The 26,392-nt window shown below is 59.4% G+C and carries 28 protein-coding genes; 6 read left to right on the top strand and 22 right to left on the bottom strand.

The features are described 5' to 3' along the window. Nucleotides 1–126: 126 nt before the first annotated feature. The 5 genes from MWU53_RS14885 to MWU53_RS14865 all read right to left on the bottom strand — a co-directional run bounded on the left by MWU53_RS14885 (nt 127) and on the right by MWU53_RS14865 (nt 3,814). Complete coding sequence (locus MWU53_RS14885; protein WP_247094438.1) at nt 127–801, bottom strand: hypothetical protein; 675 nt, start codon at nt 799–801, stop codon at nt 127–129. 32 nt (nt 802–833) lie between these two features. Next, nucleotides 834–1,463, bottom strand: a complete 630-nt coding sequence (locus MWU53_RS14880) for a hypothetical protein (RefSeq protein ID WP_247094437.1) — start codon at nt 1,461–1,463, stop codon at nt 834–836. Next, a complete protein-coding gene (locus tag MWU53_RS14875; protein WP_247094436.1) occupies nt 1,463–1,669 on the bottom strand; it encodes a helix-turn-helix domain-containing protein in 207 nt (68 codons plus the stop codon). The genes MWU53_RS14880 and MWU53_RS14875 overlap by 1 nt, the downstream gene beginning before the upstream one ends. 119 nt (nt 1,670–1,788) lie before the next feature. Continuing rightward, the gene (locus MWU53_RS14870) at nt 1,789–2,616 is read right to left on the bottom strand and encodes a hypothetical protein (RefSeq protein ID WP_247094435.1); all 828 of its coding nucleotides are present in this window, start codon (nt 2,614–2,616) and stop codon (nt 1,789–1,791) included. A gap of 1 nt (nt 2,617) precedes the next feature. Then, nucleotides 2,618–3,814 (bottom strand): site-specific integrase, encoded by a 1,197-nt coding sequence (locus MWU53_RS14865; RefSeq protein ID WP_247094434.1) that lies wholly within the window; start codon nt 3,812–3,814, stop codon nt 2,618–2,620. A gap of 321 nt (nt 3,815–4,135) precedes the next feature. Between MWU53_RS14865 and MWU53_RS14860 the strand changes: the two genes are divergently transcribed. Next, nucleotides 4,136–5,095 (top strand): NAD(P)-dependent alcohol dehydrogenase, encoded by a 960-nt coding sequence (locus MWU53_RS14860; RefSeq protein ID WP_247094433.1) that lies wholly within the window; start codon nt 4,136–4,138, stop codon nt 5,093–5,095. Nucleotides 5,096–5,146: 51 nt separating this feature from the next. Here MWU53_RS14860 and MWU53_RS14855 read toward each other — a convergent pair whose 3' ends face one another. The 5 genes from MWU53_RS14855 to MWU53_RS14835 form a co-directional block, all read right to left on the bottom strand. Continuing rightward, on the bottom strand, nt 5,147–5,530 hold the full coding sequence (locus MWU53_RS14855) for a carboxymuconolactone decarboxylase family protein (RefSeq protein WP_247094432.1): 384 nt from the start codon (nt 5,528–5,530) through the stop codon (nt 5,147–5,149). Between the two features lie 147 nt (nt 5,531–5,677). Then, complete coding sequence (locus MWU53_RS14850; protein WP_247094431.1) at nt 5,678–7,186, bottom strand: aldehyde dehydrogenase (NADP(+)); 1,509 nt, start codon at nt 7,184–7,186, stop codon at nt 5,678–5,680. Between the two features lie 82 nt (nt 7,187–7,268). Further along, the gene (locus tag MWU53_RS14845) at nt 7,269–7,949 is read right to left on the bottom strand and encodes a GntR family transcriptional regulator (RefSeq protein WP_247094430.1); all 681 of its coding nucleotides are present in this window, start codon (nt 7,947–7,949) and stop codon (nt 7,269–7,271) included. Between the two features lie 66 nt (nt 7,950–8,015). Then, a complete protein-coding gene (locus tag MWU53_RS14840; RefSeq protein WP_247094429.1) occupies nt 8,016–9,041 on the bottom strand; it encodes a proline racemase family protein in 1,026 nt (341 codons plus the stop codon). A gap of 27 nt (nt 9,042–9,068) precedes the next feature. Then, on the bottom strand, nt 9,069–10,028 hold the full coding sequence (locus tag MWU53_RS14835; protein ID WP_247094428.1) for a dihydrodipicolinate synthase family protein: 960 nt from the start codon (nt 10,026–10,028) through the stop codon (nt 9,069–9,071). A 363-nt stretch (nt 10,029–10,391) separates the two neighbouring features. Here MWU53_RS14835 and MWU53_RS14830 point away from each other — a divergent pair, with 363 nt between their 5' ends. Then, nucleotides 10,392–11,363, top strand: coding sequence for a Hint domain-containing protein (locus MWU53_RS14830; RefSeq protein WP_247094427.1), 972 nt, complete (start codon nt 10,392–10,394; stop codon nt 11,361–11,363). Here MWU53_RS14830 and MWU53_RS14825 read toward each other — a convergent pair whose 3' ends face one another. From MWU53_RS14825 to fabA, 10 genes are all read right to left on the bottom strand, one after another. After that, the gene (locus tag MWU53_RS14825) at nt 11,364–12,608 is read right to left on the bottom strand and encodes a mandelate racemase/muconate lactonizing enzyme family protein (protein WP_247094426.1); all 1,245 of its coding nucleotides are present in this window, start codon (nt 12,606–12,608) and stop codon (nt 11,364–11,366) included. It abuts the gene before it with no gap. 4 nt (nt 12,609–12,612) lie between these two features. Continuing rightward, the gene (locus MWU53_RS14820) at nt 12,613–13,704 is read right to left on the bottom strand and encodes a zinc-binding dehydrogenase (RefSeq protein ID WP_247094425.1); all 1,092 of its coding nucleotides are present in this window, start codon (nt 13,702–13,704) and stop codon (nt 12,613–12,615) included. 100 nt (nt 13,705–13,804) lie between these two features. Further along, on the bottom strand, nt 13,805–14,602 hold the full coding sequence (pcaD, locus tag MWU53_RS14815) for a 3-oxoadipate enol-lactonase (protein WP_247094424.1): 798 nt from the start codon (nt 14,600–14,602) through the stop codon (nt 13,805–13,807). After that, nucleotides 14,599–15,804: an endonuclease/exonuclease/phosphatase family protein gene (locus tag MWU53_RS14810; protein WP_247094423.1), complete on the bottom strand. Its 1,206-nt coding sequence runs from the start codon at nt 15,802–15,804 to the stop codon at nt 14,599–14,601. Before MWU53_RS14810 ends, pcaD begins: the two co-directional genes overlap by 4 nt. 12 nt (nt 15,805–15,816) lie before the next feature. Further along, nucleotides 15,817–16,788 carry a threonine/serine dehydratase gene (locus MWU53_RS14805; protein WP_247094422.1) on the bottom strand — a complete coding sequence of 324 codons (972 nt, stop codon included), beginning with the start codon at nt 16,786–16,788 and terminating at the stop codon, nt 15,817–15,819. Next, on the bottom strand, nt 16,785–17,612 hold the full coding sequence (locus MWU53_RS14800; RefSeq protein WP_247094421.1) for an alpha/beta hydrolase: 828 nt from the start codon (nt 17,610–17,612) through the stop codon (nt 16,785–16,787). Before MWU53_RS14800 ends, MWU53_RS14805 begins: the two co-directional genes overlap by 4 nt. 183 nt (nt 17,613–17,795) lie before the next feature. After that, a complete protein-coding gene (locus tag MWU53_RS14795) occupies nt 17,796–18,584 on the bottom strand; it encodes an enoyl-ACP reductase (protein ID WP_247094420.1) in 789 nt (262 codons plus the stop codon). Between the two features lie 9 nt (nt 18,585–18,593). Further along, nucleotides 18,594–19,823, bottom strand: coding sequence for a beta-ketoacyl-ACP synthase I (gene fabB, locus MWU53_RS14790; protein ID WP_247094419.1), 1,230 nt, complete (start codon nt 19,821–19,823; stop codon nt 18,594–18,596). 78 nt (nt 19,824–19,901) lie between these two features. Then, complete coding sequence (locus MWU53_RS14785; protein ID WP_247094418.1) at nt 19,902–20,405, bottom strand: thermonuclease family protein; 504 nt, start codon at nt 20,403–20,405, stop codon at nt 19,902–19,904. Between the two features lie 182 nt (nt 20,406–20,587). After that, nucleotides 20,588–21,097 (bottom strand): bifunctional 3-hydroxydecanoyl-ACP dehydratase/trans-2-decenoyl-ACP isomerase, encoded by a 510-nt coding sequence (fabA, locus tag MWU53_RS14780; protein WP_133489293.1) that lies wholly within the window; start codon nt 21,095–21,097, stop codon nt 20,588–20,590. 186 nt (nt 21,098–21,283) lie between these two features. Here fabA and irrA point away from each other — a divergent pair, with 186 nt between their 5' ends. Beyond that, nucleotides 21,284–21,700 carry an iron response transcriptional regulator IrrA gene (irrA, locus tag MWU53_RS14775; protein ID WP_247094417.1) on the top strand — a complete coding sequence of 139 codons (417 nt, stop codon included), beginning with the start codon at nt 21,284–21,286 and terminating at the stop codon, nt 21,698–21,700. Between the two features lie 115 nt (nt 21,701–21,815). Here irrA and MWU53_RS14770 read toward each other — a convergent pair whose 3' ends face one another. Continuing rightward, nucleotides 21,816–22,244 (bottom strand): peptidylprolyl isomerase, encoded by a 429-nt coding sequence (locus tag MWU53_RS14770; RefSeq protein ID WP_247094416.1) that lies wholly within the window; start codon nt 22,242–22,244, stop codon nt 21,816–21,818. A 112-nt stretch (nt 22,245–22,356) separates the two neighbouring features. After that, nucleotides 22,357–23,217 carry a hypothetical protein gene (locus tag MWU53_RS14765; protein ID WP_247094415.1) on the bottom strand — a complete coding sequence of 287 codons (861 nt, stop codon included), beginning with the start codon at nt 23,215–23,217 and terminating at the stop codon, nt 22,357–22,359. 160 nt (nt 23,218–23,377) lie between these two features. On the opposite strand from MWU53_RS14765, the gene miaB reads away from it, so the two are divergent. The 3 genes from miaB to ybeY all read left to right on the top strand — a co-directional run bounded on the left by miaB (nt 23,378) and on the right by ybeY (nt 26,366). After that, complete coding sequence (gene miaB, locus MWU53_RS14760) at nt 23,378–24,703, top strand: tRNA (N6-isopentenyl adenosine(37)-C2)-methylthiotransferase MiaB (protein ID WP_247094414.1); 1,326 nt, start codon at nt 23,378–23,380, stop codon at nt 24,701–24,703. 118 nt (nt 24,704–24,821) lie between these two features. After that, on the top strand, nt 24,822–25,871 hold the full coding sequence (locus MWU53_RS14755; protein WP_247094413.1) for a PhoH family protein: 1,050 nt from the start codon (nt 24,822–24,824) through the stop codon (nt 25,869–25,871). Next, nucleotides 25,872–26,366, top strand: a complete 495-nt coding sequence (ybeY, locus tag MWU53_RS14750; protein WP_247094412.1) for an rRNA maturation RNase YbeY — start codon at nt 25,872–25,874, stop codon at nt 26,364–26,366. It abuts the gene before it with no gap. Nucleotides 26,367–26,392: the final 26 nt, after the last annotated feature.

The raw sequence follows: 26,392 nt of genomic DNA, 5'->3' as shown, positions 1-26,392 counted from the left end.
CTTGGCCGCAAAGCACCTCAACCTGCCGTAACTTCGTGACAATCTCTTCAGGCTTGTGTCGTTTGATTCCCATATCTGATCCTCCGTTTCCTAACTATAGGGGCGGACCACTTCAGTGGGGGAGGATCACTTCTGCCTAACGAAACGTGCGCCATCGTATACGCCGTACTGAGAATCGATGCGGGCGATGAGTTGCGCTTTTATCTCTGACCAGTTTTCCCGAAGGCGCGACAACAAGTCTTGGTCGAGCGGGATGCCGTTGCTTTCCATGACTGCCACAGAGGTCATGTATCGGCCACGAAAGAGGGCCTGGCCCAGACCGTCGGGTACAGCAGAAATAGCCGGCCACATCGCCCGAAATAGTTCTGTGGTGAGCTTTACGTCTGCCTCACAGTAGTTAAGTATGAGCAGTTGCTCCCGGGTAGACCACGGACCGCCGGACAGGATCAAATTTCGCATGGTGGTTTTCTTGGTGGCACCCATGTATTTGATGCCGAACGCAGCGGCAGCATCAAGTAACCCGTAGCCCCGAGCGCAGGTATTCCCGTTCTGCCATAGACGGTACTCGGCGTAGAGATCCAACACGCGTTCGGGGGTTGGCCACCCTAAAGTCCGGAAGCATTTCAGCTCAGCTGAGGCGAAATACGCGACGAACAGCGTCTCCGGGCCGACGTCAAATGGGCAGGTGATGAGTTCGTTCCGCCACAAGCGTAGACGGCGCCCGGATCCGATCTCATGGGCTACCATGCATACAGGATCCGGGTCCTCGCCAGATTGGGCGCTAAACTCAAAGTCCAGCACCCAGATCTCTTTGAACCCCGCGGCTGAAGTCATCAGTCTTGGCCGAGTAACCGTCGCACCAAAGGGTGCTGCATGTCGCGAACCACGCGCTCTTCACCGTACCCGAGTCTGAGCAATGCCTCTATTGACGGGTCTGGCCACTGAGGTTCGTCCATGCTTTCAGAGGTGTGGATCGTGTAGGCACCTTCGCTCATGTTGGCGGCCACACGAGTCCATTTGGTTTCTGATAGCTCAGCCGCTTTCAACGCAGTCTCGTGCCACAGGTTTCGGCGCCCAAATCCGTCGTCGAGCGGCCGGGCTATCTCCCACAGGAAGGGAACACCTTGGCGCGTTACACACAGCTTGATGCGTTTTGCTTTGACCTCTTCAATCAACGCTTCGGCAACCTGGGGCAAAACCAGGTACGTCTCCCGCATGCCGCCACCTGAATCATCCTCTAGCATGAAGCAGTCAATGCTGTATTCAGGATCAGGGTGGGACCGGAAGAACACCGACTTTGGAGGTTTGCCCGTCCGAATGTGGGTGATCTCCTTGCGAATGCCGTCACCTCCCGTAGAGAGGATTTCCGAGACGCGAAACCGCGAGGGATCGAATGGATCAACTGCCCCATCGGTATTCGGTGCACCTTGCTCCGCGGCGAGCTTATTCTTGTCCATCGCCATCACACATCTCCCTTCGCTTTCGCTTCGGACGTGCTGGCGTGGCGGTGTTCCTTCAGCCACGTTTCCAGATCGGGAATGGCGTAGAGCACGCGCTTCCCAGCCTTGCAAAACTTCGGCCCACCGCCTTCGAGACGGAAGCGTTGAAGTGTACGTGCAGAGATATTCAGCATCTCTGCGGTTTGCGCCTCGGTAAGATACGTCGTCATTTTTGGTCTCCTATGGCAGTCGGCACGCGCCAGCCGCGGCCGTACTCTGACAAAAAGAGACTAGTGGTTCAGAAGCTGATAACCGTCCGGTATTAGCCGGTATTGAATTGCGGCCCGTGTCAGTCTTCAAAATGCTCCCTTAATTCCATGATCTTTCGAGATCGCTTCTGCAGTTCAGTTCGCCCAGGTGCCCCATCCCGTGGAAAAAAGCTCTCCAGCACCGCTTCTATTTTGACTTGTGAATCGGGTAGATCATTTTTTCTCAAGTACGCCGCTAGTCGAATCCACATTTCGTCCCATTCGTACTTGTGTTTCGGGCCGGGTTTACCCTTAGGGGTCTCCATTTTTCCGGGGACAAAATACGCCTCAACATCGAAAGAATTCACAGTGCAGTGCTTAGCCTCCAGCTCGAACTGGTAGACTTCTGTATCGGTGTATTGAGGCTCGGCATCCATCGTCGAGTGAATCTTGTCAAAACCACGCTTTTTGTCTGGAACGGGCAGATAAACGCTGGTTGGTTTCAGCTCCGGGGCAGCGGACCAATCGAGGCCGATAGAATTTCTTGCGAAATCGATACTTGAACCGCCACGAATTGTTCGAGGGTCGATTGAGTGATCCTGAGCCTCGGTTGGCATAGCCCTCGGTTCGCAGAACGAATGCGGAGACTGTGTTTGATGTTCCGAGCCATCAAGGTACCTATGTTCAGCTTCCGCGTATTGAAGGACATACGGATCATTCACCAACTGCTTTCGCACAAAAAGGCTGGCCTTGATTGGGATGCAACCATTCAGTATTTGCATCGTGATTCTGTTCGAAAAGAGAGCTACCTGCCGTTCATCTGCGGCCCCTAACATCGCCTGGAAATCCACGGTTCCTTCCAACTTGTAGTCGATCCAATCCCCCCCGAGAACGCACCAAGTTAGAACCTGTGTCAGTGATACACGCATGCTACTTGCTTCCTCTCATAGCCTCAGAAATGGCAGCGCCGGCGGCCTCCCCAACTCTTGCGACTGGATCGTCTGCGAGATGCGCGTAGCGGGCAGTGGTTTGCGCCTGAGAATGCCCAAGGAGTTTGCCGATCATAGGCAATGAGGCGCCACCAGACGCTGCGATGCTGGCAAAGGTGTGCCGCAAATCGTGCAATCTTACGTGCTGTCGTCGCCCATCGGGCAATGTTACGGGTTCCAGTTCCGCGCGTTCTCGAACGCGGCGCCAGACTAAGCTTAAATTGTCGAAATGCTTTCCCTCAACCCCTCCGACAATAACGTATGGTTTTCCATCTACCCGGGGTAGCCCCTCTAAAACCTCGATTGCCGCCCCGTTCAGATACACCGTCTTGCGGCCGGTTTTACTGTCGGGAAGGTAAAGCAACCCTCTCTCCATATCGACATCCTGCCATCTCAGCGAGAGGATTTCACCTTTCCTGCAGCCCGTGAAGGTCAATAAGCGGATCGCTGCAAGAGCAAAGGGACTTATTTGGCTTTCGGTTTCAAGTTCGCCAATCGCGGCACCCAACCTAGCAAGTTCGTCATCGCTGAGGAACCTGTCGCGTGCTTTCTCCTCGTAGCGTTCCACGTGGATTGTCGGATTTGATCCAATCTCGACATATCCGTTTCGTTCAGCCCACGAGTACATCTTACTGATCACGGCGAGAGCACGGTTGGCTTGGTAAGGGGTGCTCGAAAGGCTGTTGTGAAGCTTGCTCACCCGTTCTGTCGAGACCTCCTCAATGCGATGCCTGCCAAGCGCCGGGATAACGTGGTTCGTCAGCAAGGAGCGGTAGTGGTAAGCAGTTCCCGGTTTCAGTTTCTTGTCGGCGTGTTCGGTAAGAAATCGATCCGCGAGTTCTCCCACGGTGAGCATCATCTTCCTGCTCTTCTTTTCCTGCACAGGATCTTTCCCTCCCGCAATTTCACCTAGCAGGCGTAGTGCTTCAATTCTGGCGCTTTTGGGGGTCCACGGCTGACCGTGCCGCCCAATTGTAAGGAAGCGTTGTCGGCCATTGATCCGGGTCTTGAGGATATACGACTTCGCCTTCGCCTGACACCGAACCCCAAATCCTTTCAGCTCGTTGTCCCACAGTGTGTCGCCAGTGGACAACTCATCCACCGACGCCAGAGATACTTTCTTAATTTTGCTTGGCATGGTCGGCAACCTTGGCAGCTTCAAGCTACTATATAGATACCACAATACTGCGTTTCAATGACGATGACTTGCTTCTCATGTCAATCTAACTAACTGAAATAATGTAAATTTGGCGTATAGTGGTGCAATACGGCATTCAAAGACCTGAGACTTCTAATCAGCAGGTTGAGGGTTCGAGTCCTTCAGGGATCGCCATCATCCAATCGCTTCATATGCGTCCTTCGGGTCCCTGTCATTGTTCGGTGACACCAATCACGCTAGCCTGTTGATGCCCCGCTAAGGGGACGGTTGAGCAGCGCGTATCGCTGAAGGAGGCATATGATGAAAGCCGTAGTCTACGACCGCTATGGAGGCCCCGATTTGCTTCGGTTGGCCGAGATCGATATGCCCGAGCCCGCCAAGGGGGAAATCCGGGTCAAGGTTCTGGCCTGCGCGGCGAACCTGTCTGATTGGGAATATCTGACCGGTTCGCCTGCATGGGTGCGGACTGTCGGAGGTCTGTTCAAGCCCAAAGTTTCCGTTCTGGGATCCGATATTGTCGGACATGTCGACAAGCTGGGCGAAGGCGTCAGCGGCTTCGAGATTGGCCAACGCGTCATGGGTGACTATGTCATGACGCGCGGCGGTTTTGCTGAATATGCCTGTGTGCCTGCCGACGAAACCGTTGCCGTTCCCGATGCACTTACTGATGACATCGCGTCGTGCCTTCCGCAGGCTGGCGGCATCGCTGTGGCTGGTACAGAGGGCCTGTTAGAAGGTGATCGGTTCTTGATCAACGGTGCGGGCGGCGGGTCCGGGACGATGGCCTTACAGCTGGCCAAGGCGGCCGGGGCGCATGTGACCGCAGTGGACAACGCGGGAAAAACCGATTGGCTTTCACGATTGGGCGCGGATGAGGTGATCGACTATGCCAAGATGAACTTCACTGAAACGGGCAAGAGGTGGGATCGGATCCTCGACATGGTCGCAACCCGTGGTCCGCGCGAAATTTCCCGCGCGCTGTCCAAAGGGGGAAGCTATATGGCGCTGGGAGGAGGCGTACCCACGCTTTTGTCCATCGTCTTCGGGGGGAAACTTCTGTCGCGAAAGCGCTCAATCGGGATGCTTCTTGTGCCGTCTGGGCGGGATCTGACGCGCCGTGTTGCCGAGTGCGCGCTCCAAGGCCGAATTGCGCCACATGTCGAGGCCGTGCTTCCGTTTTCGTCCGTTCCAGATGCCTTGGCACGCACTGGAAAAGGCAAGGTGCTGGGCAAGATTGTTATCAAGCCGAGCCTCGAGTGATGTGCCTCTCGCGGCTCGGCGCAGTTTCTTGATCGTCCAGGGTGCGGCCCCTTAGTCGGTTTCTTCCAGAACTTTGCGGGCCGCGCGGAAGCATTCCAGCGCCTGCGGCACGCCGCAGTAGATCCCGATGACGTGGATGATCGCGCGGATCTCTTCCTTGGTGACGCCGTTGTTGATGGCGCCGCGGCAGTGAAGCTCCCATTCGTGCATTTTGCCCAAAGCGCCGATCATCGACAGGTTCATCATCGACCGGGTCTTGGCGTCGATCACGTCGTCGCCCCAGCCGAAACCCCAACACCATGCGGTCATGGCTTCCTGAAACGGGCGGGTGAAATCGTCTGCCGCAGCAAGGTTCTTTTCCACATACTCCGCGCCAAGCGTGGATTTGCGCTGCTCGAGTCCCTTCAAGAACAGGTCTTCGTCAAAAGTGCTCATCACTTACCCCTTCAGCTTTATCGCGACGTGTTAATCTAATCCGCGCATCGTTTCACAACGCCTCGCGCCTGGTTTTGCGACCATAGCCAGATATGCCATGCCCGTCGAAGGGAGTTTGGTCTTCCAACACGTTTATCTGGCGCAGGGTCACAGATCTTCGGGCAAAAGGGCGGATGGCAGGTTCTGATAGCACACTGGGCGCAGGAAACGTCGGATGGCAAGCGTGCCCACCGCCGTTGCACCGAAGTTCGTCGAAGCCGGGTAGGGACCGCCGTGCACCATCGCGTCTGCGACTTCGACCCCGGTGGGGAAGCCATTGGCCAGAATGCGGCCCGCTTTGCGTTCCAGGATGGGCATCAAGGCACGGGCGTCAACGGTGTCGCCGTCGTCCATATGCAGGGTGCAGGTTAACTGACCTTCCAGCGCGCGGGCCATCTGCTGCATCTCACCCACGTCCTTGGCGAGAACCACTAGACCGAGAGGGCCAAAGACCTCTTCGCCCAGCGTCTCATTCGCCAGCCAGTTTTCGACGCTGGTCTGGAACAAATAGGGCGTCGCCTGACGCTGGTCGCACATCGAGGTCAGCACCCCCTGCACGCCCGCCGTTGCGCCGATCCGTGCCTGTCCGTCGCGATAGGCGGCGGCAATGCCGTCGGTCAGCATGGTCTGCGGGCCGACCTCGGCCAAGGCGGCTTTGGCGGCGTCTAGGAAGGGTTGCGCCTGATCCTCGCGGATCACGGCGATGCCGGGATTGGTACAGAACTGGCCCGCGCCCATGGTCAGCGATCCAACCCAGCCCGCTCCCAGTTCTGCCCCGCGTGCATCGGCGGCTTGGGGCAGGATGAACATCGGGTTCACCGATCCGAGCTCGCCAAAGAACGGGATAGGTTCCGGGCGGGCAGCGCAGAGGTCAAACAGCGCTCGGCCCCCGGCGAGGCTGCCGGTAAAGCCCACGGCTTTGATCAACGGGTGCTGGACCAAAGCAGCCCCAACGACGCGGCCGCCATCTTGCACAAGGCTGAACACACCCGGATGCAGGTCGCAATCTGCGATGGCGGCGTGGATCGCGTCAGCGATGATCTCGGCCGTTCCGGGATGGGCGGGGTGACCTTTGACCACGACGGGGCAACCTGCGGCCAACGCGGACGCGGTGTCGCCCCCGGCGGTCGAGAAGGCGAGCGGGAAGTTCGATGCGCCGAAAACCGCAACAGGCCCAATGGGGCGCTGGATCATCTTCAGGTCCGGTCGGGGCAGGGGCGCACGGTCGGGCAGGGCCACGTCATGGCGGCGGTCCAAATAGTCGCCCTGAAGGATGTGGTCCGCAAACAGGCGAAGCTGTCCGGTGGTGCGGCCTCGCTCGCCCTGAAGGCGGGCCTCGGGCAGGCCGGTTTCCTGCGTGCCGATCAGGGTGATCGCGTCGGCGCGGGCCTCGATCTGGTCCGCGATGGCGTTCAGGAAGGCAGCGCGCTGGGCGCGGGTCGAATAGCCATAGCTTTCAAACGCCTCTTCTGCGGCTTTGGCAGCGGCGTCGATATCGGCAGGCGTACCCAACGAAAAGGCGTGTGATGGTCCATGCGCAGGGCTGGATGGGAAGGTCGCATCGCCCGCGACCCAAGTGCCGGCGATCAGGTGTTTTCCGTGAGGGGTGAAGGACATGCGGGCCTCTTTGTGATGATGTGGATAATGTATCCAGAATTTTCGAACATAAAGTTTGGTGTCTGGTGCTGCGGCGGGCTGATCAGGTCGCTTCGGCGTCCCGAAGCTCGGCGATCACGCCCAGAAGCTCGGTCTTGGTTTGGCTGATGTGATGGGTTAGCAGCGCGGCGGCGGCGTCAACGTCGCCAGCCTTGGCGAAACTCAGAAGGCGGCGGTGCTCGTCCTTAGCGGATTCGCGTTTGCCACCGATGCTGAGATGCATCCGAACATAGCGGTCCGATTGCAGGTTCACACGGTGCAACAACTCGTTCGTAAGATTGCGCCCGGCGGCCGCATAAAGCGCCGTGTGATAGTCGAAGTTCAAGGCACCCCACTGGGTCACATCATCCGCGTCATACGAGGCCTCCATCTTGTCCAGAATACCCTCGCAGCGGGCGAAATCGGCTTGTGTCATGTTGGGGATGGCGCGTTTGAACAGGTCCACCTCGATCAGGATGCGCAGGTCGAAAATCTCGGCGATTTCAGCGATCGAATGCTTCACGACCGAGGCGCCGCGATTGTTGGTCAGGTGCACCAGCCCTTCGGAATCCAGCCGCTTCAATGCCTCGCGGATGGGCATGCGCGAGACGTCGTATTCGTCGGCCAATGCCTCTTGACGGATCACCTCGCCCTCGGCCAGTTCGCCGCTGAGAATACGTTCGCGAAGGTCATTGGCGATGACATCCGGAAGACTTTGGCGTGCGATCTTGCGTTTGGTGGTCATAAAGGGATCCCGGTTTTTGGTTGTCGGGCATTTTGGGGCGCGGGTGCGGGATGTGCAAGGGGCTGGTTATGCCCCCCATGTATCGCTTAACCGATAACCTCCGGGCCACGGGTCGTCGGGGTCCAGCATGTGCTGGTGCGTCCCTGTGATCCACGCACGGCCCGAGATCTCGGGGATGATTGCGGGGCGTTGTCCGACCTGTGCTTGACCAACAATCTGCCCCGTGAAACGCGACCCGATGATCGAAACGGCCTCAAAGGACTGCCCCATCTGCATCTGGCCCTTGGCCGCCATCAGCGCCATGCGCGCGGACACAGCCGTACCAGTCGGGGACCGATCGACCTTCCCGGGTTGGATTGCAACGGCAGACTTGCCCTCAAATCCCTTGCTGGTTTCCGACAGCGGCCCTGCGAAGGCGCAGAACGAGATGTGGTCCCATTCTGGGTTCTCAGGGTGCGAGAACCCTAGTTGCTCATTTGCGGCGTTGGTAATCCGCACGCCTAGGCGGGCGATGTCTTTGGCTTCGTCTTCGGCAATGCTGAAACCAAGGTCTGCGGCGTTGACCACCACGAAGCTGTCGCCGCCATAAGCAGTGTCGACAGTCAGAGTGCCAAGGCCTTCGACCTCAAGTGGCACGGCAATCTGATCTGCAAAACTGGCGACGTTTTGCACATAGATCCGCTCGGCCTTGCCGTTTCGGCACTCGGCACGCACGCGGACCAACCCGCCGGGCGCTTCCAATGTCAGATGGGTTTCCGGCTCGGTCATCGGCAGGATGCCACTGTCCAAAAGCACGGTCGAAACGCAGATCGAGTTCGAGCCCGACATGGGCGGCGTGTCTTCCGGTTCCATGATGATCCATGCCGCGTCCGCGTCGGGATGCTTGGGTGGGACCAGAAGATTCACGTGGCGAAACACGCCGCCACGTGGCTCGTTCAGGACGAAGTTGCGCAGGGTCTGGTCTTTGGCGATGAAATTGCGTTGCTCCCAGACCGTGTCACCGGGGGGCGGGGCCACGCCGCCGACAATGACGTCGCCCACTTCGCCCTCGGCATGGGCCGAGACGACATGAATAGTCCTGCTGCTGCGCATCTTGTTCCTCGTCTGTTGGCTGAAAGCTTACATGCACTCGGCGATGACGCCACCCTGTTTCGACCAGTCCGCAAACCACGCCTGGAACAGTGTGTATTGCTGTTCACAATAGTTGCGCTGGGCGTCGGACAGTTCGTCGGCTTCGTTGAGGTGCAGGCGGTATTCGTCTTCGCCGTTCAGAACCAAAAGATGCTTGTAGTAGAGCACCAGATCCGTGCCCTCATCAAAGCTGGCGAGAACCGCAAAGGCACCTTCCAGTTCCAATGCACGCATACGGGCCTCGGCGTGACCTTCGGCGGCTTTCTTGGATAGGGCGGCCAGCAGCAGGGCTTCTTTCGGAAGGGCGGTGCCAATCCCGGTGATGGAGCCGGTCGCGCCGCAGTTCACGAAGCCATGATAGACCTCGGTATCGACGCCGACCATCAGGGTCACGCTGTCGTCTTGGCTGGTGATGTGTTCGGCTGCATAGCGCAGATCATCCTTGCCGCCGAACTCTTTGAAACCGATCAGGTTGGGATGCTCGGCGCGCAGGGCAAAGAACAGATCTGCCTTGGTCGCGAAGCCATAGACGGGGCTGTTATAGATAATGGCGGGCACGTCAGGTGCTGCGGACAGAATGGCTTTGAAGTGGTTTTTTTGCGCGGCCATCGACGACCCGCGCGACAGGACGCGCGGGATCACCATCAGGCCGACAGCACCAACCTTCTGGGCGTGGGCGGCATGTGCCACGGCAGATTTCGAGTTGATCGCGCCGGTCCCGACAACCACTGGAATGCCAGCGTCGACAAGGCGCTCGACGCCCGTCATCCGCTCTTCATCCGTCAGAAGCGGCCAGTCGCCCATCGAGCCACAATAGACCACGGCGGACATTCCCGCCGCGATCATCTCGTGCCCTTTGCGCACCAGCGCATCGTAATCCGGGGTGCGGTCGGCTTTGCAGGGCGTCATCAGGGCAGGCATCGTTCCTGCGAACACGGTTTTGGACATGAGGGATTCCTTTGCAATCTGGGGCTCGGGTTATCACTACGGGATAATGTATCCAAAATCCAGAAGAATTTGGGGTGACTGAATTGGTGTGGGTGCGTGGCCAAAATGCCGGGGCTTCTACCTTGCGGGCAATACTACTTGAAAGAGAATAAATTTAAGGTAATATTTCGTTAAAGGAGATTGATGCCTGCGAATTCAATCATAACAAGTCGGTCAGGAAGGTGGGCAGAGCCATGATGATGAGCGTCGGGATCAAATGTCTCACCCTTTCAACCTGCGGGTTGAGAACGGCCTTGCCACTGTCGCGGCAACTGCGGTCACAGATCGGAAATGCGATGCCCGCTTGGAATGTGGAAACATCACATGGCCACCTATAGCACGCAAGGCTGGGTTTGGACGGGTACGGGCACCCCGATCACGTTGCAGCCGGTGACCATCGAAGATGACGATCCGTTCATGTCACCTTACTTCACGGATGACTACAGCGAAGAGCTTACTATCGGTGGAACGACTTATGTAAATCCCCGTGGGGGAACGTTTGAACTGACCTTTGTCGATTCAAATGGTGTGACACATACCGAGGATTTCTATTCATGGGCCGCAGGAACAGCGAACATCTTCGTCCCTGCGCCGGGGTCTGCGTTTGATGACGGATCCGTTATTACTGGGATTGGTGGGTGGCAAAATACCTCGACCGGTTTTGCCTGGACGGACGTGACCTGCTTTGCTGCCGGAACGTTGATCGAAACGGATCGCGGGCCAGTCGCGATTGAGGACATTCAGGAAGGCGACCTGGTTTTGACCGCTGACGGGTTGCAGCCCGTGCGCTGGATGGGGAAAAGCCCGGTTGCCCCGCTTCAGCTTTTAAGCAATCCCAAGCTGTTTCCAATTCGCATCGTCGCCGGAGCACTGGGGGCCGGGTTGCCCAAACGCGATTTGCTGGTGTCTCGTCAACATCGGATGCTGATCCAATCCCCCATCGCTCAACGGATGTTCGGCACGACAGATGTCCTGATCCATGCGATCAAGCTGACAGAGCTTCCGGGCATTTACGTCGACCAGTCTGTGTCCGAGGTCACCTATTACCACATGCTGTTTGATGCGCATCAGCTGGTCTATGCAGAAGGGGCGCCCAGTGAAAGCCTCTATACAGGTCCCGAGGCGTTGAAGGCGATCAGTGACAACGCGCGAGACGAGGTTCTGGCGTTGTTTCCCGAGCTTTCGGACCGCGACTATTCCCCTGAGTTCGCCACCTTTGCACCTGATGGAAAGCGCCAGAAACAGCTGGTGGCGCGGCATCTGAAAAACGGAAAGCCGCTGTTGTCGCACTGCTGATCAGCGGTCGCCTTTTGGTGCGGGTGCTCCGCCCTCAAAACAGTTTTCTTCGGTATAGCTGCAGGGATCTTCCTGCATTTCCAGATGCAGCCCGTCGCCCGTATAGGGATGCGCGCGCATTAGGTCTTCGTCGGGATTGATACCCAGCCCAGGCGCGTCGGGCGGGATCACGAAGCCCTCTTCCCAACGGATGGTGTGACCGATCAAGGCGAGGTGAAAATCGCCGCCCTGTTCGATGGTCTCGACCATCAAGAGGTTGGGAATCGAGGCGCCCAGATGCACGTTCGCCGCCCACTCGATGGGGCCGGCATAAAGGTGCGGGGCAATCAGGGCGTTGTGCACTTCGGCGATGGCCGCGATCTTCTTGGCTTCCCAGATCCCGCCTGCACGGCCAAGCGCGGGTTGCAGGATTGATGCTGCCCCTTGACGCAGCACTTCCGCGAACTCGGCCTTGGTGGACAAGCGCTCTCCTGTCGCGACGGGGACAGAACTGGCGCGGGCAACTTTGGCCATCTCGGCGATGTTGTCTGGCGGGATGGGCTCTTCGAACCAAAGCGGTTGATAGGGGGCGATGGCTTGGGCCATGCGGATCGCGCCGCCTGTGGTGAACTGGCCGTGGGTGCCGAACAGAAGGTCTGCGCGGTCGCCCACTGCTTCGCGGATCGCTTTGCAGAACGCCTCGGACCGCGAGATGTCCTTCATCGAGGGCATGTGGCCTGACCGGATCGTATACGGCCCGGCGGGATCGAATTTCAGCGCGGTGAAGCCTTGTTCGACGCGGGTCGCTGCAGCCTCGGCGGCCATGTCGGGCGAAGTCCAGAAATCCGGCAGGGCGTGGTCGGGATTGGGGTAGAGATAGGTGTACGAGCGCAGCCGCTCGTTCATCTTGCCGCCAAGCAGCGCCCAAACAGGCCTGTTGCGCGCTTTGCCCAAGATGTCCCAGCACGCGATCTCAAGCCCCGAAAACGCGCCCATCACCGTTGGGTCGGGCCGCTGTGTGAAACCTGCGGAATAGGCGCGGCGGAACATCAGCTCGATGTTCTCGGGGTTTTCGCCCTGCATGTGGCGGGCGAACACATCCTCGATCACCGCACGCATGGCGTCGGGGCTGATGGCACTGGCATAGACCTCGCCCCAGCCGGTGATCCCGTCATCGGTCGTGACTTTCACGAAGATCCAATACCGCCCGCCCCAGCCCGGGGCCGGGGGGGCAGTTACGATGATGTCGAGGTCCTGAAGGCGCATCCGATCAGACCTTGTCGAACAGGATGACGTTGCGCCGCGCGGAACCGGTTTTGGTGTCGGCAATCGCCTCGTTGATCTGGTCGAAAGACCAGTGACCCGAGATCAGCTCGTCCAGTTTCAGCCGCCCCTGTTGATAGAGGTCGATCAGCCAGGGAATGTCGCGCTGAATGACCACGTCTCCCATTTTCGAACCAACCATGCCCTGCCCAAGGGCGGCCAGAACAACGGGTTCATAGCTGGACATGTCGCCGGAATGCGGCATCCCAACCATCACCACTTTGCCGCCGGGCGCCAGATAGCGCGGCGCAGTGTCATAGGCCGGGATCGCGCCAACGGTGACCAGAACGGCATCTGCCCCGCGTCCGGCGGCCTTGATTGCAGCCTTCCAAGGATTGTCCGAGGTTCCCAACACACCGTCGGTCGCCCCGAACTCCATCGCGACAGCCAGTTTTTCTTCGGACATATCCACCGCGATGATGCGTGAGGCACCCGCAATGCGCGCGCCTTGAATGGCGTTCAGGCCGACGCCGCCTGCGCCGATCACCACGACCACATCGCCTGCGCGGACGTTGCCAGCATTCACCGCAGCCCCGACCCCGGTGATCACACCGCAGGCCAGAAGCGAGGCGACGTCCATCGCCATATCCTCGGGCAGTTTCACCACTTGGCTTTGCTCGACCACGACCCGTTCGGCAAAGGCGCCGGTGGCCATGGCCTGATGCATCTTGCCGCCGTCGACGTCGGTGATCGGCCCGTGATCTCCGTCATAGGGGGTGGCGCAGGCGGTCGGCACGCCCGAGGCGCAGCTTGGGCAGGTCTGGCAGGCGCGGATCAGGGTTACGACGACTGGGTCGCCCACGGACAGGCCCTTCACGTGATTACCTACATTGGTGATCCGCCCGGCGGCCTCATGCCCATAGACGGCGGGCAGGGATCCACCCCACGCGCCATCGGCATAGGAAATGTCACTGTGGCAAATGGCGACGGCATCCAGCGTCACCTCGACTTCGCTGCCTTCTGGCGGGCGGATTGCGATCTCTTCAATGACCAGCGGTTTCCCGAATTCGTGGCAGACGGCGGCTTTGATCCGGTCCATGGCGGCTCCTGTTGGCATGTGTTTTCTGAAAGCTTGCGCGGAAAACACGGGCTTGCCAACAAGGTTGCGACAGGAAGGGCTGAAAACGACGCGGCGTTTGTTAGAAATGTCCGATGGAGCGCAGGAAGTCCGTCAGAAGTGCTGCGTATTCGGTGGGCTTCTCGACCGGAGACATGTGCCCGGTGCCGCGGATCAGCTCGAACCGTGATCCGGGGATTAGTGCGGCGGTCTCGCGCACCATGTCGGCGGGGGTTGAACCATCTTCGGTCCCGGCAATCGCCAGTGTCGGCAGACGCAGACGGGCGGTGCTTTCGTACAGGTCGGTGTCGGCGATGGCCTCCATGCAGCCCAGATAACCCTGAAGCGGCGTGGCGCGCATGCGGGCGCGGGCGTCGTCCAGAAGCTCCGGGTGATCGCGTTTGGTGGCGCGGGAAAACCAGCGGTCGATATTGGCATCCACCACGGCGTCGATGCCGCTTTTGCGCACCTTCTTGATCCGTGCCTCCCAGATCCACGGCGTGCCGATCTTCGCAGCGGTGTTCGAGATTACCAGCCCGCGCACCAGATCCAGCCGTTCCGCCGCCAGCCCCTGCGCGATGATGCCACCGATCGAGAGGCCGACGAAGACGCATTCTTTCACGCCCAGTTGGTCGAGTGCTCGTCCCGCGTCGGCAACAAGGTCCCCCATCGGATAGGGGCCGTCGGGGCAGGGGCTTTGACCGTGCCCGCGCATGTCCATACGGATCAGGCGCAGATGGTCGGGTAGGAGGTCCACCACCGCGTCCCACATGGTCAGGTCCGAGCCCAGCGCATGGGCGAACACCACGGCGGGTCCGTCCTTGGGACCGCTTTCAACCACATGAAGCGCCACGCCGGTGTCGTTGGGAATGACGATCATTCCTCGTCCCCCAGTAGCGTCAGATGCGCCATGATCTGTCCGTGATCCGAGGCAAGCTTGTTATACGGGGCCTCGGGGTGAGAGCCATCGGTAATGTGGTCATTCAGCACGCTGAAATAGGTCATGTCGGCGATCCGCTTTGGATTATCCGGGTGGAAATGGCGGCTGAGGAAGATCTGGTCGATGCTTTCAAACACGCCCCCAAAGGCCGAGGTATAGACCATGTCGCGCAGCGATTTGCGCACAAAGAGCTTCTCGGCAGAATGCAGGCGAAACGCCTCGACCGCTGCGGTGATCTGCTTGTTTTCCTCGCGGCTATAACGGTCGCGGTCGGTCTTGGCGTCGTGGCGCAGCATCCACGAATAGTTCTTGAACGGCACCTCGCCCGCGATGATTTCCGAGCTGACGGCGTGTTCGCCGTCGTTGAAATCCCCCATCACGACGACGGGGTGGCCTGCTTTGATCTCGGCGACCACCAGCTTGCGCAGCACCCATGCCTCGGCCATCCGGCGCATGGCGGAACGCGCAGCCCCAAGGGCGCGGCCGACCGGGTCGTAACGGGTCAGGTCAGCCTCGGGCGCGTAGGGGGCGCCCTTGGGCTGGATGAACTCGCCCAGTTTGGATTTTAGGTGGCAATTGAAGAGCGTGATGACCTGATCCCCGACGGGCACGCGGACCTTCAGGATCGGGCGCGACAGGCGGGTCAGGGTGTATGATCCCGCGTCGCCTTCGTCCCCGCGCAGGGCAGGGAAGGGAATGGTCACGGGATCGGGCAGGTCTTGAATGATCTCAGGCGCACCCACAAAGCCGAAGCGCGACAGGATAGCCACGCCCGGGCGACGCTCTCCAGGTCCGCCATCGGCCGAATTCGGGGCAAAGACCAGACCATCCTTGGACCACGGTGTCACTGCCAGTTTGCGAAAGATCGCCTTGCGATGATAGCGTTTGGTCTCATCCGGGATGGTCGCAGCGTTCAGATCATGGGCGCGGGTGTTCGCCTCGCCAATTACATCCAGCAGGGCGTCTTCCTCGAAAATCTCTTGAAAACCGATGATGTCAGCGTCCAGCGACATCATCTGATCGGCCATCCAATCGCGCTTCCATGCGTATTCTTCGGGTGTGTAGCTGAGGAACTTGTAAAACTCTTGATCCGCGCCAATCAGGTTTTTGACGTTGAACGAGGCAATCGTGAAATCAGTCATTTGGGTCTCCGGTCAGGCGAAGCGGTTTAGGGCGTCGGTGAAGACGGGTGCATCGACGTTACCGCCGGACACAACCACAATCACCGCGTCCCCCGTGATGTTCAGCGGTTGGAACAAGGCCGCAGCCAGCGCGACGGCGGCGCCGGGTTCGATCACCAGCTTCAGGCGGGTGAAAGCATGAGCCATCGCGCGCAGGCAATCCTCGTCCGAGACGGTCAGTCCGGCGCCGCACAGACGCTGCATGATGGGGAAGGTCAGTTCTCCCGGTGAGGGGGTGAGGATCGCGTCGCAGATGGATCCGGTCAACTGCGCGTTGCGCTGGATCGCGCCCGCTTCAAGGGACCGCGTGACATCGTCAAAACCCTTGGGTTCGACCGGGCGCACCTGCAGGTCAGGGGCGTCGTGGTCCAGCGCCAAGGCGATGCCGGCTGTCAGGCCCCCGCCGCCACAGGGCACAAGAACCTGCGCGTTGCGGATGCCTTCGTCGCGGGCTTGGTTGGCGATCTCAAGCCCGACGGTGCCCTGGCCAGCGATGACCGCTTCGTTGTCGAAGGGCTTGATCAGGGTCAGCTCGTTTTCTTCGGCCAGTCGTGCGCCGATTTCGTCCCGGTTTTCAGTCGCGCGGTCATACGAAACCACCTTCGCGCCCAACGCGCGGGTGTTGTAGATCTTTAGCTGCGGCGCGTCCGACGGCATCACGATTGTGGACGGCGTCTGGTTCTGGCGCGCCGCCAGCGCAATGCCCTGCGCGTGGTTGCCAGACGAAAAAGCGATCACGCCCATCTCGCGCTGATCCGCGGTCAGTTGGGAAATCGCGTTATGCGCCCCGCGATATTTGAAGCTGCCTGTGTGCTGCAGGCATTCGGGTTTCACATAGACCCGCCGCCCGGCGATCTCGTCCAGAAAGGGCGAGGTCAGAAGCGGCGTGCGCCGGACATGGCCCGCGTTGCGGCGGGCGGCATTGCGGATCTCGTTGATGTTCAACGCATTTTCTCCAGCCACTCGTTGATGGTGGCAAGGCTTTCGGGTTCGTCCAGAAACGGCACATGGCCGCGATCGGGGACTTTTGCATAGCCCATATCGGGGCGACGCTTTCGCATTTCGGCGACCGTCTCGGCGGACAGAAGGTCCGAGTTTTCGCCGTGGATCAGTGCCAGCGGCAGGCCCTCCATCGCGTCAAAGAACGGCCAGAGGTCGGGGGCAGGTTGCGCGCCCGCGTCTTGCACGGCGTCGCGCAGGGCGGGGTCGTAGCGGTTGGTTAGACCCTTGCTGTCCTGTTCAAACAGGTTGTGGCATTCCTCGATCCAGCGCTCCATCGGGACATTCTTGAAGCCGAAATCAGCCATAAGCTTCGCGCGTGCCTCGGCGGCCTCTTCGACGGTCTTGGCGGACGGCTTGCGGCCCAGATAGCCCATGATGTTCTCCAGCCCACCCGGCGCAAGCTCGGGGCCGATATCGTTCATGCAGACGCCCAGCAGTTTGTCCTTTACCGTGGCGGCAAGGCCCATCGCGATCAGCCCCCCGCGTGAGGTGCCAAGGATGGCGGCTTTCTCGATCCCCAGATGGTTCATCAGAAAGAGCGCGTCCAGCCCTTCCTGCGGCACCGTATAGGTCTTGTGATCCCCCCAATCTGACTGCCCCCGCCCGCGATAGTCCATGCGGATCAGGCGGACGCCCTTCAGGTGCGGCGCGACGAAGTTGAAATCGTCCGAGTTGCGCGTCAGCCCCGACAGGGCCAGAACAGGCAGTCCTTCGCCCTCGTCCCGATAGGCGATTTCCAACCCGTCATTGGCGGTAAATGTCTGCATGCTTGTCTTCCCTTGGCGATGTTGCGTGCAGTAAGCACCAGATCGTCACGAGGGTCCAGAGGGAGGGGCGCTGCCCCTCGCGGCGTTGCCGCTCACCCCGAGGTATTTTGGGCAAGAGGAAGTGGGGGCGCAGAAAAAAGGCCCCCAAGTCGGGAGCCTTTGAAGGGTCGTGTTTGAGCCGGATCAGAGGTTGTCAGGCTGCGGCATACCCAAAACATGGAAGCCGCTGTCGACTGTGATGATCTCGCCGGTGGTGCAGTTGCCATAGTCGGACGCCAGATAGACGGCGGTGCCACCCACGGCTTCCAGCGTGGCGTTCTGGCGAAGCGGTGCGTTCTGTTCCGTGTGGCGGAAGGTTTTGCGCGCGCCACCGATGGCAGCACCGGCCAGCGTTTTCATCGGGCCGGGCGAGATCGCGTTCACGCGGATGCCGTCCGGGCCAAGGTCGTTGGCCAGATAACGCACGGAAGATTCAAGCGCCGCTTTGGCCACGCCCATCACGTTATAGAACGGCGTCACGCGGTTCGAGCCGCCATAGGTCAGCGTCAGGATCGTACCGCCATTGGTCATTTTGGGGGCCACACGGCGTGCAACCTCGATCAGCGAGTAGCAGCTGATGTCCATCGAGTGTTTGAAGTTGGCACGTGATGTATCGACAAAGCGGCCGGTCAATTCGTTCTTGTCGGAATACGCAATCGCGTGGACCAGAAAGTCGATCGAATCCCATTTGGACCACAGATCATCGAAGCCTTTGTCCAGTGCGTCGTCGTCGGTGACGTCCATGTCGACCAGAATGTCCGAGCCCACCGATTCCGCCAGCGGAGCAACACGCCCACCGAAAGCCTCGCCCTGATAGGAAAACGCCAGTTCTGCACCCTCGTTGGCCATTGCTTGTGCGATGCCCCACGCGATGGACCGTTGGTTTGCGACCCCCATGATGAGGCCGCGTTTGCCTTGCATAAGACCTGCCATGTCAGTTCCTCACTCTTGGTATTTGCTCAGGATCATCGAGCCATTGGTGCCGCCAAAACCGAAGCTGTTGGTCATCACGCTATCGAGCCCTGCATTTTCCACCAGCGACGTCGCGATTTCGCCTTCGTTGATGGCGGGGTCCAGGTTTTCGACGTTGATTGACGGGGCGATGAAGTCGTTTTCCAGCATGAGCAGGCAATACACGGCCTCTTGCGCGCCAGTGGCGCCTTGGCTGTGGCCGGTCATGGATTTGGTCGAACTGATCGGAGGTGTCGAGCCTTCGCCAAAGACGCGGCGCACGGCTTCCACTTCGCCCACATCGCCAACGGGGGTCGAGGTGCCGTGGGCGTTGATGTACCCGACCTTCCGGCCTTCCGGCAGCATTTCGATGGCCAGACGCATGGCGCGTTCACCGCCCTCGCCGGACGGAGCCACCATGTCGTGACCGTCCGAGGTCGCGCCATAGCCTGTGACTTCGGCGTAGATCTTTGCGCCGCGCGCTTTGGCGTGTTCCAGATCTTCCAGTACCAGAATGGCGCCGCCGCCACCGATCACGAACCCGTCGCGGTCGGCATCAAAGGCGCGCGAGGCTTTCTCGGGCGTGTCATTGTATTTCGACGACATCGCGCCCATCGCGTCAAAGAGGCAGGACAGAGTCCAGTCCAGTTCTTCGCCACCGCCCGCGAACATCACGTCCTGCTTGCCCATCATGATCTGTTCGGCAGCGTTGCCGATGCAGTGCAGCGATGTCGAACAGGCCGAGGTGATCGAATAGTTGATGCCCTTGATCTTAAACGCCGTCGCAAGGTTGGCGGAAATCGTCGACCCCATGCATTTCGGAACCGCGAACGGCCCAATGCGCTTGGTCGCGCCGGATTTCAGCGCGGTCTGGTGGGCAGCAAACATCGCGCTGGTCGACGGGCCACCGGAACCAGCTACAAGACCTGTGCGCGGGTTCACCACGTCGTCTTCACCAAGGCCGGCATCTTCGATCGCCTGGCTCATCGCGATATGCGCGTAAGCCGCACCCGGCCCCATGAAACGCAGTGTGCGCTTGTCTACATGCTCGGTGATGTCAATATTCGGCATGCCAGCGATCTGGCTGCGGAAGCCATGCTCGACCATGTCGGCATTGGCGGTGATGCCGGACTTGCCAGCCTTGAGCGAGGCCAGAACCTCGTCCTTGTTGTTCCCGATGGCCGAGACAATGCCCAGACCGGTAACGACGACACGACGCATGCGTGGCCTCCCTTTAAAACGTTCATTTCTTAGTAGGGGATTGGTGGGGGTGGTGCAAGGCGGGGACGGAGGGTTCGGTTAGTTCAACGTTCCCGAGGTCTCTTCTTTCCGCACGTTCTTCCGCTCTTCGTATTGCTCCCACACATGTATGCGCCCCTTCTGTCGCGCATCAGCCAGCCACATTTTCTTGCGGGCGTTCTCGATTTCCAAGGGGCGATACTTCCCGCCAGAGAACTTTGGCCAGTCAATGGCCAGCCCAGCTTTGACCATTTCCGCAGACAGTTCACGGCCATCGGGCAAATAGCATCTGGCAACCGTACGCCCGTGGTCATCTTCGTCAGTGATGACTGCGCGGACGGTTTGCCCCTTGCACAGACCTACCAGCTCCCATTTGGCTTTTTTGCCATGTGGATGGTTTAGCTCCGGCGCGTCGATGCCAAAAAGCCTGATCTGCGTTTTCTTGATTTTGATAGTGTCGCCATCGACGACATAAGCGGGCCCACTAATTTCGGTGTGCGGCTTGGCGGGATGAGCTTTGTCTGCATTGAAGGTGGCGCTTGCGTCGGGCCTCTGCTGTCGCACCGTGGGCGCTGCCCTTCCGGGGGCGGGTTTCTTTTTGGGCGGAGCAAATGCACGCTTAACATTTCTTTCGAAACGTCGCGCTTTGCGATCAATTTTTTGGGCAATGAGGGCACCGCCCAAAACTATAAGTAGAACTGTCGTGAGGAATTCCGCCACCGTGCGCCTCTCGCCGTTGTTTAGGCTTAGCTCTCGCTCAGCGCGACCTTCATGTCTTTCACCTGATAGATCACTTCGCCGTCGGCCTCGACGATTCCATCGGCCACACCCATGGTCAGGCGGCGGGTTTGGATCGCTTTGGTGAAGTCGATCTTATAGGTCAGCATCTTGCGGTCCGGGCGGACCATGCCGGTCAGCTTCACTTCGCCCACGCCCAGCGCATAGCCGCGCCCCTGCCAGCCACGCCAGCCCAGGTTGAAGCCGGTCAGCTGCCACAGGCCGTCCAGGCCCAGACAGCCGGGCATGATCGGGTTGCCGGGGAAATGGCAGTCGAAGAACCACAGGTCGGGGGTGATGTCGAACTCGGCCAGAACGTGACCTTTTCCGTGTGCGCCACCATCGCCCGAGATCTCGGTGATCCGGTCCATCATCAGCATCGGCGGGGCCGGAAGCTGCGCGTTGCCGGGGCCAAACAGCTCGCCCGCTGCGCATTTCAAAAGGTCTTCCTTGCCAAAGCTTGTGGGATAGTCCGCCATTTTCGCCCCATATCTTGTGTGTTTTCAGTCCCTCCCCCTCTAGCACCCGCGCAAAGCCCGACGCAAGAGCGGGCGACGGCGCGCAAGGGCAATCTGAAGCGCAAAGACCAGTTTTTATTGGCGCTTGCCGCCCAGAGCCCTTATATTCCATTGAAACCATCTTAGGGATTCCAGAAGAACCGCTCCATGATGCAGGAAAATCGTCATATCGAAGCCGATTGGTTGTCCAGCGCTGGGCTGCGCCCGACGCGGCAGCGTCTGGCTTTGGCGCATCTCTTGATTGGGGATGGTCAACACCGCCACGTCACCGCCGAAAGCCTGTACGAGGCGACGCGCGATGGCGCGGACAAGGTGTCGCTTGCAACGGTCTATAATACGCTACGTGTGTTCTCGGATGCAGGTCTTCTGCGCGAGATCACCGTGAACGGCGCGCGCAGCTATTTCGACACGAACGTCTCTAACCACCCGCATTTCTTCTGGGAAGACACGGAAGAGCTGATGGATGCGCCGGACGAAGATCTGAAGATCGCGCAACTGCCGGAAGCGCCCGAAGGCGCCGAGATCGCCAAAGTCGACGTGGTGATCCGCCTGCGCCGCAGCTGATCCGTGGCTTCTCTTTTTCTTGTTACAAATATCCTAGGGTGAGCGCCTTTGGCGCGAGGGGCAACGCCCCTGAAGGCCGCGCGTTTGCGCGCGGCCTTGTTGTTTTTCGACAGCGTCAGCCGATGCCGACAACCTCGAAATCAAAGATCAGGGTCTTGCCAGCCAGCGCGTGGTTGGCGTCCAGCGTAACGGTGTCGTCGGTCAGGTTGGTGATGGTGACGGGCACAGGCTGACCCTGCGGACCGCTCATCTGCAGCTGAATACCAACTTCCAGCGGGATCTCGGCGGGGATGTCACCGCGCGGCACTTCCAGAACGGCTTCGTCATGACGCGGGCCATAGGCCTCTTCCGGCGCGATCGAGACCTTCTTCTTGTCGCCAACCTTCATGCCGGGCAGCGCCTTATCAAGGCCGGGGATGATCATGCCGGATCCGGCTTCGAATTCCAGCGGATCGCGACCTTCCGAGCTGTCAAAGACGCTGCCGTCTTCCAAAGTGCCAGTATAGTGAATGCGCACCTTGGCGCCTTGCGTGACTTCGGTCATGGAAACCTCGTGTGTTCTGGGAATGAATGGACGAGGCCGAAGCGATAACGCGGCGGGTGCTCGTTTGTGGGATATGTGTGTTTACCGAAAGTTGGGCGGGATGGAAACGCCACTAGAACCACTGGCCGGGTTCCATCAGCCCCAAATCCAAAAGCTGCTGCGAATTCCACTGGAATTTCGTGGTGTTGTGCCACTTGAAGCTGCGAACATCGTGTTTTGACCCGGCGTTCGTTTTCAGCGCCTTGGCGGTGCGGAAGCTGGCGATGGCGGCGGTGATGTTGTGGTGCCACGGGCAGGAATAGGTGTTGTATTCCTCGTCATTGAACGTGTGGTTTGGGCGCAGTTTCAGGCCGGGCTTTGCCTTGAACAGGGACACGCGATCGATCTTGTGGCCGTTTGCCGGAACGTGTTCCTCGAATCGCCAGCGCAGGCCGCCGAAGAAATCCAGTTGGCGGTCCAGCGGGTTTCCGTCCGAGCCTTTGCGGCCATGCGCGTAATAGCCGGACTTGTCCAAACAGGCGTGATCCAGCGACACCGCATTCGGGAACTGGTCCAGATCGTCGGCATACAGATCCACCACATAGCTTAACACCGCATCGCGGCGTTCCTCTGTTTGGAAGGCCAGAAGCTCGCCCACGGTGCGGGATTCGCAGAACGGGTGGAACAGGTACTCGGCGTTGAAACAGTAATACAGCCACGTGCCGGGGGCGGCCTCGATCACCTGATTGACGGTGTCCACGACCGCTGTGGCGGAGGTGTCAAACGTGATGCGGTGAATGGTGTTTTCCAGATCATCCGGCAGAACCACTTCGTCCGGCGCAAACACCAGAAGTGCCCGAAATCCGGCCTTCTGGTGGTGGCGGATGGTGCTTTCGACCTCGACCAGATCCTCGACGAAAATCATCGCGACGGGACCCTTGGCCAAGACCGACCCTGAGGACTGAAGGAACTGATGAAGATCGCTGTACCGCATGATGTGCCCCAGTATGTGTCCCGCTGGATTGCAGGTTCTTGCCGATTGCTGACAGAAATTTCATGAAATCAACCTGTTTTGCAAGCGTTGCGGGCCTCATCCCTTTGCTGTAGGAGGCTGTGACTTGACCTCGTGCTGCAAAAACCTTGGGAAACGCGCCATGTCCGACAAGAAAAAACTCTTCATCCGCACCTATGGTTGCCAGATGAATGTCTATGACAGTGAACGCATGGCCGAAGCGCTGGGCGCGGATGGTTACGAGCAGACAGATACGCCGGATGATGCGGACATGATCCTGCTGAACACCTGCCACATTCGCGAAAAGGCTGCCGAGAAGGTCTATTCGGAACTGGGCCGCTTCAAGGGACTGAAGGCTGAAAAGCCTGACCTGAAGATCGGCGTTGCGGGTTGTGTGGCGCAGGCTGAAGGTGAAGAAATCATGCGCCGTCAGCCGATGGTCGATCTGGTTGTCGGCCCGCAGACCTATCACCGCCTGCCGTCGATGATGGAGCAGGTCGCCAAGGGCGAAAAGGCGCTGGACACGGACTTCCCCGAGGAAGACAAATTCGAACACCTGCCCAAGCTGCGCGGCACCAAGGCCAAGCGCGCCCCGGCGGCCTTCCTGACGGTTCAGGAGGGTTGCGACAAATTCTGTGCGTTCTGCGTGGTGCCCTATACCCGTGGCGCCGAAGTCAGCCGCCCCGTCGAACGCATCCTGCGCGAAGCGCGCGAGCTGGTCGAACGTGGCGTGCGCGAGATCACGCTTTTGGGTCAGAACGTCAACGCCTATCACGGCGCTGGGCCGGATGGGGACTGGTCTCTGGCGAAACTGATCTGGGCGCTGGACGAAATTGACGGATTGGAGCGCATTCGCTTCACCACCTCGCACCCCAACGACATGAGCGACGACCTGATCGAGGCGCACGGCACCTGCAAAAAGCTGATGCCCTATCTGCACCTGCCGGTTCAGTCGGGCTCGGACAAGATCCTGAAGCGGATGAACCGCAGCCACACGGCCGAAAGCTATCTGCGTCTGATCGAACGGATTCGCGAGGCGCGCCCGGATATTCTGATTTCCGGTGACTTCATCGTGGGCTTCCCAGAAGAGGACGATCAGGATTTCGAAGACACGATGAGCCTGATCCGTGAAGTGAACTATGGTCAGGCCTTCAGCTTCAAATACTCGACCCGCCCCGGCACCCCGGCGGCTGAACGTGCGCTGGTGGATGACGCGGTCGCGACCGAGCGGCTTTATCGCCTGCAAGCGCTGATCACCGAACAGCAACGCGCCATTCAGAACAGCATGGTCGGCCAAGAGGTCGGCGTTCTGTTTGAAAAGAAAGGCCGTCTTGAAGGCCAGATGGTCGGCAAATCCGATCACCTGCACGCGGTCCATGTCCAGTGTGACGCGGCCGTAGGAGATCTGAAGCGCGTGCGGATCACCGACAGCGGCCCGAACTCGTTGGCAGGCGAGCTTGTCGAATAAGCAGATTGCTGCCCGCGCTGGCAACGACATGACAATCGCATGACATTTTGCGGATGGGGCTTGCTTGTCTCGTCCGCTCTTGGCACGATCAGGGCATATACCTGACAGGAGACCCCATTTGGGAATAGCAGACCTGACCACAGCACCCGAGGCCCACGTGACTCCCGAAGTGCTGCTGGAATTTCCAGACAACCGCCTTCTTATTGATCTGTGCGGCGAGTTTGATCGCAACCTGACCCACATCGAAAGCCATCTGGGCGTGCAAATCATCCGGCGCGGCAATCAGCTTGTCGTTATGGGCGAGATGGACGCACGCGAAAAGGCAGGCGAGGTGCTGAGTGCGCTGTATACGCGGTTAGAAAGCGGCAAGGCGGTCGAACCCGGTGACATCGACGCGGAAATCCGCATGGGCGGAACGCAGGACGGTACGGGCACGCGCGACGGCGACCAGATGGAGATGTTCAAAGGCAGCGCGGTCGAGATCAAGACCCGCAAGAAGACCATTGAACCCCGCACCGAAGCCCAAAAGGCCTATGTCCAAAGCCTGTTCAACAACGAATTGGCCTTCGGGATCGGCCCGGCAGGTACGGGTAAGACCTATTTGGCGGTGGCTGTGGGTGTGAACATGTTCCTTGGCGGGCATGTGGATCGCATGATCCTGTCGCGTCCTGCCGTCGAAGCGGGTGAAAAACTGGGCTATCTTCCCGGTGACATGAAGGACAAGGTCGATCCGTATATGCAGCCGCTTTATGACGCGCTGAACGACTTTCTGCCCTCGAAGCAGGTCACCAAGCTGATCGAAGAAAAAAAGATCGAGATCGCGCCGCTTGCTTTCATGCGTGGCCGCACCTTAGCGAATGCGTTTGTCGTGCTGGACGAAGCGCAGAACGCCACGACCATGCAGATGAAGATGTTCCTGACCCGTCTGGGCGAAGGCTCGCGTATGGTGATCACCGGTGACCGGTCTCAGGTCGACCTGCCGCGCGGCGTGGACAGTGGTTTGCGCGATGCCGAGGGGCTGTTGAAAGGCATCGACCAGATCAGCTTCAACTATTTCACCTCGAAAGACGTGGTGCGCCACCCGCTGGTGGCCAAGATCATCGAAGCCTATGACGAGGCCTCGCAAAGGGCCATGGCACGCGCGGTTAAACAGGCGCGCGACAAATAAATGCTAGTTGATGTTGTTTTCGAAGATTCCCGCTGGGAGGCCGCGGGCCTGTCAGGGCTGGCAGAGGCCGCAGCGCAGGCTGTGATCGCCCATCTTCAGCTGGTACCCCCGTTCGGCGACGGGTTCGAAATCAGCCTTCTGGCCTGTGACGACGCCCGCATTGCCGATCTGAACCGCGACTTCCGCGACAAGCCCACACCGACCAACGTGCTGTCATGGCCGTCCGAGGAACGCGCAGCCGATGAGGCTGGCGAAGCCCCCTTCCCGCCAGAAGACCCTGAACTGGGCGATATTGCCATTGCCTATGACACCTGCGCCCGCGAGGCGGATGAGCAGGGTAAGGAATTCTCTACTCATGTAAGCCATCTTTTGGTGCATGGGGTGCTGCATCTGTTGGGTTATGATCACATAGACGACAAAGATGCGGCACTTATGGAGGGTTTGGAGGTTGAAATCCTTGGCAAGATGAACATTTCCAACCCATATGAAGGATAAGGCGCATTTCGCGCGATACTGGAAAA

Source organism: Aliiroseovarius sp. S1123 (assembly GCF_023015885.1).
GTDB lineage: Bacteria > Pseudomonadota > Alphaproteobacteria > Rhodobacterales > Rhodobacteraceae > Aliiroseovarius.
Note: the sequence above shows the minus strand (reverse complement) of the source record. Positions and strands in the feature narration are given on the sequence as shown.

What these genes read in the sequence shown, in the direction of transcription:
- MWU53_RS14880 (WP_247094437.1), bottom strand. Translation starts at nt 1,463, where the DNA reads ATGGCGATGGACAAGAATAAGCTCGCCGCGGAGCAAGGTGCACCGAAT.
- MWU53_RS14875 (WP_247094436.1), bottom strand. Translation starts at nt 1,669, where the DNA reads ATGACGACGTATCTTACCGAGGCGCAAACCGCAGAGATGCTGAATATC.
- MWU53_RS14870 (WP_247094435.1), bottom strand. Translation starts at nt 2,616, where the DNA reads ATGCGTGTATCACTGACACAGGTTCTAACTTGGTGCGTTCTCGGGGGG.
- MWU53_RS14865 (WP_247094434.1), bottom strand. Translation starts at nt 3,814, where the DNA reads ATGCCAAGCAAAATTAAGAAAGTATCTCTGGCGTCGGTGGATGAGTTG.
- MWU53_RS14860 (WP_247094433.1), top strand. Translation starts at nt 4,136, where the DNA reads ATGAAAGCCGTAGTCTACGACCGCTATGGAGGCCCCGATTTGCTTCGG.
- MWU53_RS14855 (WP_247094432.1), bottom strand. Translation starts at nt 5,530, where the DNA reads ATGAGCACTTTTGACGAAGACCTGTTCTTGAAGGGACTCGAGCAGCGC.
- MWU53_RS14850 (WP_247094431.1), bottom strand. Translation starts at nt 7,186, where the DNA reads ATGTCCTTCACCCCTCACGGAAAACACCTGATCGCCGGCACTTGGGTC.
- MWU53_RS14845 (WP_247094430.1), bottom strand. Translation starts at nt 7,949, where the DNA reads ATGACCACCAAACGCAAGATCGCACGCCAAAGTCTTCCGGATGTCATC.
- MWU53_RS14840 (WP_247094429.1), bottom strand. Translation starts at nt 9,041, where the DNA reads ATGCGCAGCAGCAGGACTATTCATGTCGTCTCGGCCCATGCCGAGGGC.
- MWU53_RS14835 (WP_247094428.1), bottom strand. Translation starts at nt 10,028, where the DNA reads ATGTCCAAAACCGTGTTCGCAGGAACGATGCCTGCCCTGATGACGCCC.
- MWU53_RS14830 (WP_247094427.1), top strand. Translation starts at nt 10,392, where the DNA reads ATGGCCACCTATAGCACGCAAGGCTGGGTTTGGACGGGTACGGGCACC.
- MWU53_RS14825 (WP_247094426.1), bottom strand. Translation starts at nt 12,608, where the DNA reads ATGCGCCTTCAGGACCTCGACATCATCGTAACTGCCCCCCCGGCCCCG.
- MWU53_RS14820 (WP_247094425.1), bottom strand. Translation starts at nt 13,704, where the DNA reads ATGGACCGGATCAAAGCCGCCGTCTGCCACGAATTCGGGAAACCGCTG.
- pcaD (WP_247094424.1), bottom strand. Translation starts at nt 14,602, where the DNA reads ATGATCGTCATTCCCAACGACACCGGCGTGGCGCTTCATGTGGTTGAA.
- MWU53_RS14810 (WP_247094423.1), bottom strand. Translation starts at nt 15,804, where the DNA reads ATGACTGATTTCACGATTGCCTCGTTCAACGTCAAAAACCTGATTGGC.
- MWU53_RS14800 (WP_247094421.1), bottom strand. Translation starts at nt 17,612, where the DNA reads ATGCAGACATTTACCGCCAATGACGGGTTGGAAATCGCCTATCGGGAC.
- MWU53_RS14795 (WP_247094420.1), bottom strand. Translation starts at nt 18,584, where the DNA reads ATGGCAGGTCTTATGCAAGGCAAACGCGGCCTCATCATGGGGGTCGCA.
- fabB (WP_247094419.1), bottom strand. Translation starts at nt 19,823, where the DNA reads ATGCGTCGTGTCGTCGTTACCGGTCTGGGCATTGTCTCGGCCATCGGG.
- fabA (WP_133489293.1), bottom strand. Translation starts at nt 21,097, where the DNA reads ATGGCGGACTATCCCACAAGCTTTGGCAAGGAAGACCTTTTGAAATGC.
- irrA (WP_247094417.1), top strand. Translation starts at nt 21,284, where the DNA reads ATGATGCAGGAAAATCGTCATATCGAAGCCGATTGGTTGTCCAGCGCT.
- MWU53_RS14770 (WP_247094416.1), bottom strand. Translation starts at nt 22,244, where the DNA reads ATGACCGAAGTCACGCAAGGCGCCAAGGTGCGCATTCACTATACTGGC.
- MWU53_RS14765 (WP_247094415.1), bottom strand. Translation starts at nt 23,217, where the DNA reads ATGCGGTACAGCGATCTTCATCAGTTCCTTCAGTCCTCAGGGTCGGTC.
- miaB (WP_247094414.1), top strand. Translation starts at nt 23,378, where the DNA reads ATGTCCGACAAGAAAAAACTCTTCATCCGCACCTATGGTTGCCAGATG.
- ybeY (WP_247094412.1), top strand. Translation starts at nt 25,872, where the DNA reads ATGCTAGTTGATGTTGTTTTCGAAGATTCCCGCTGGGAGGCCGCGGGC.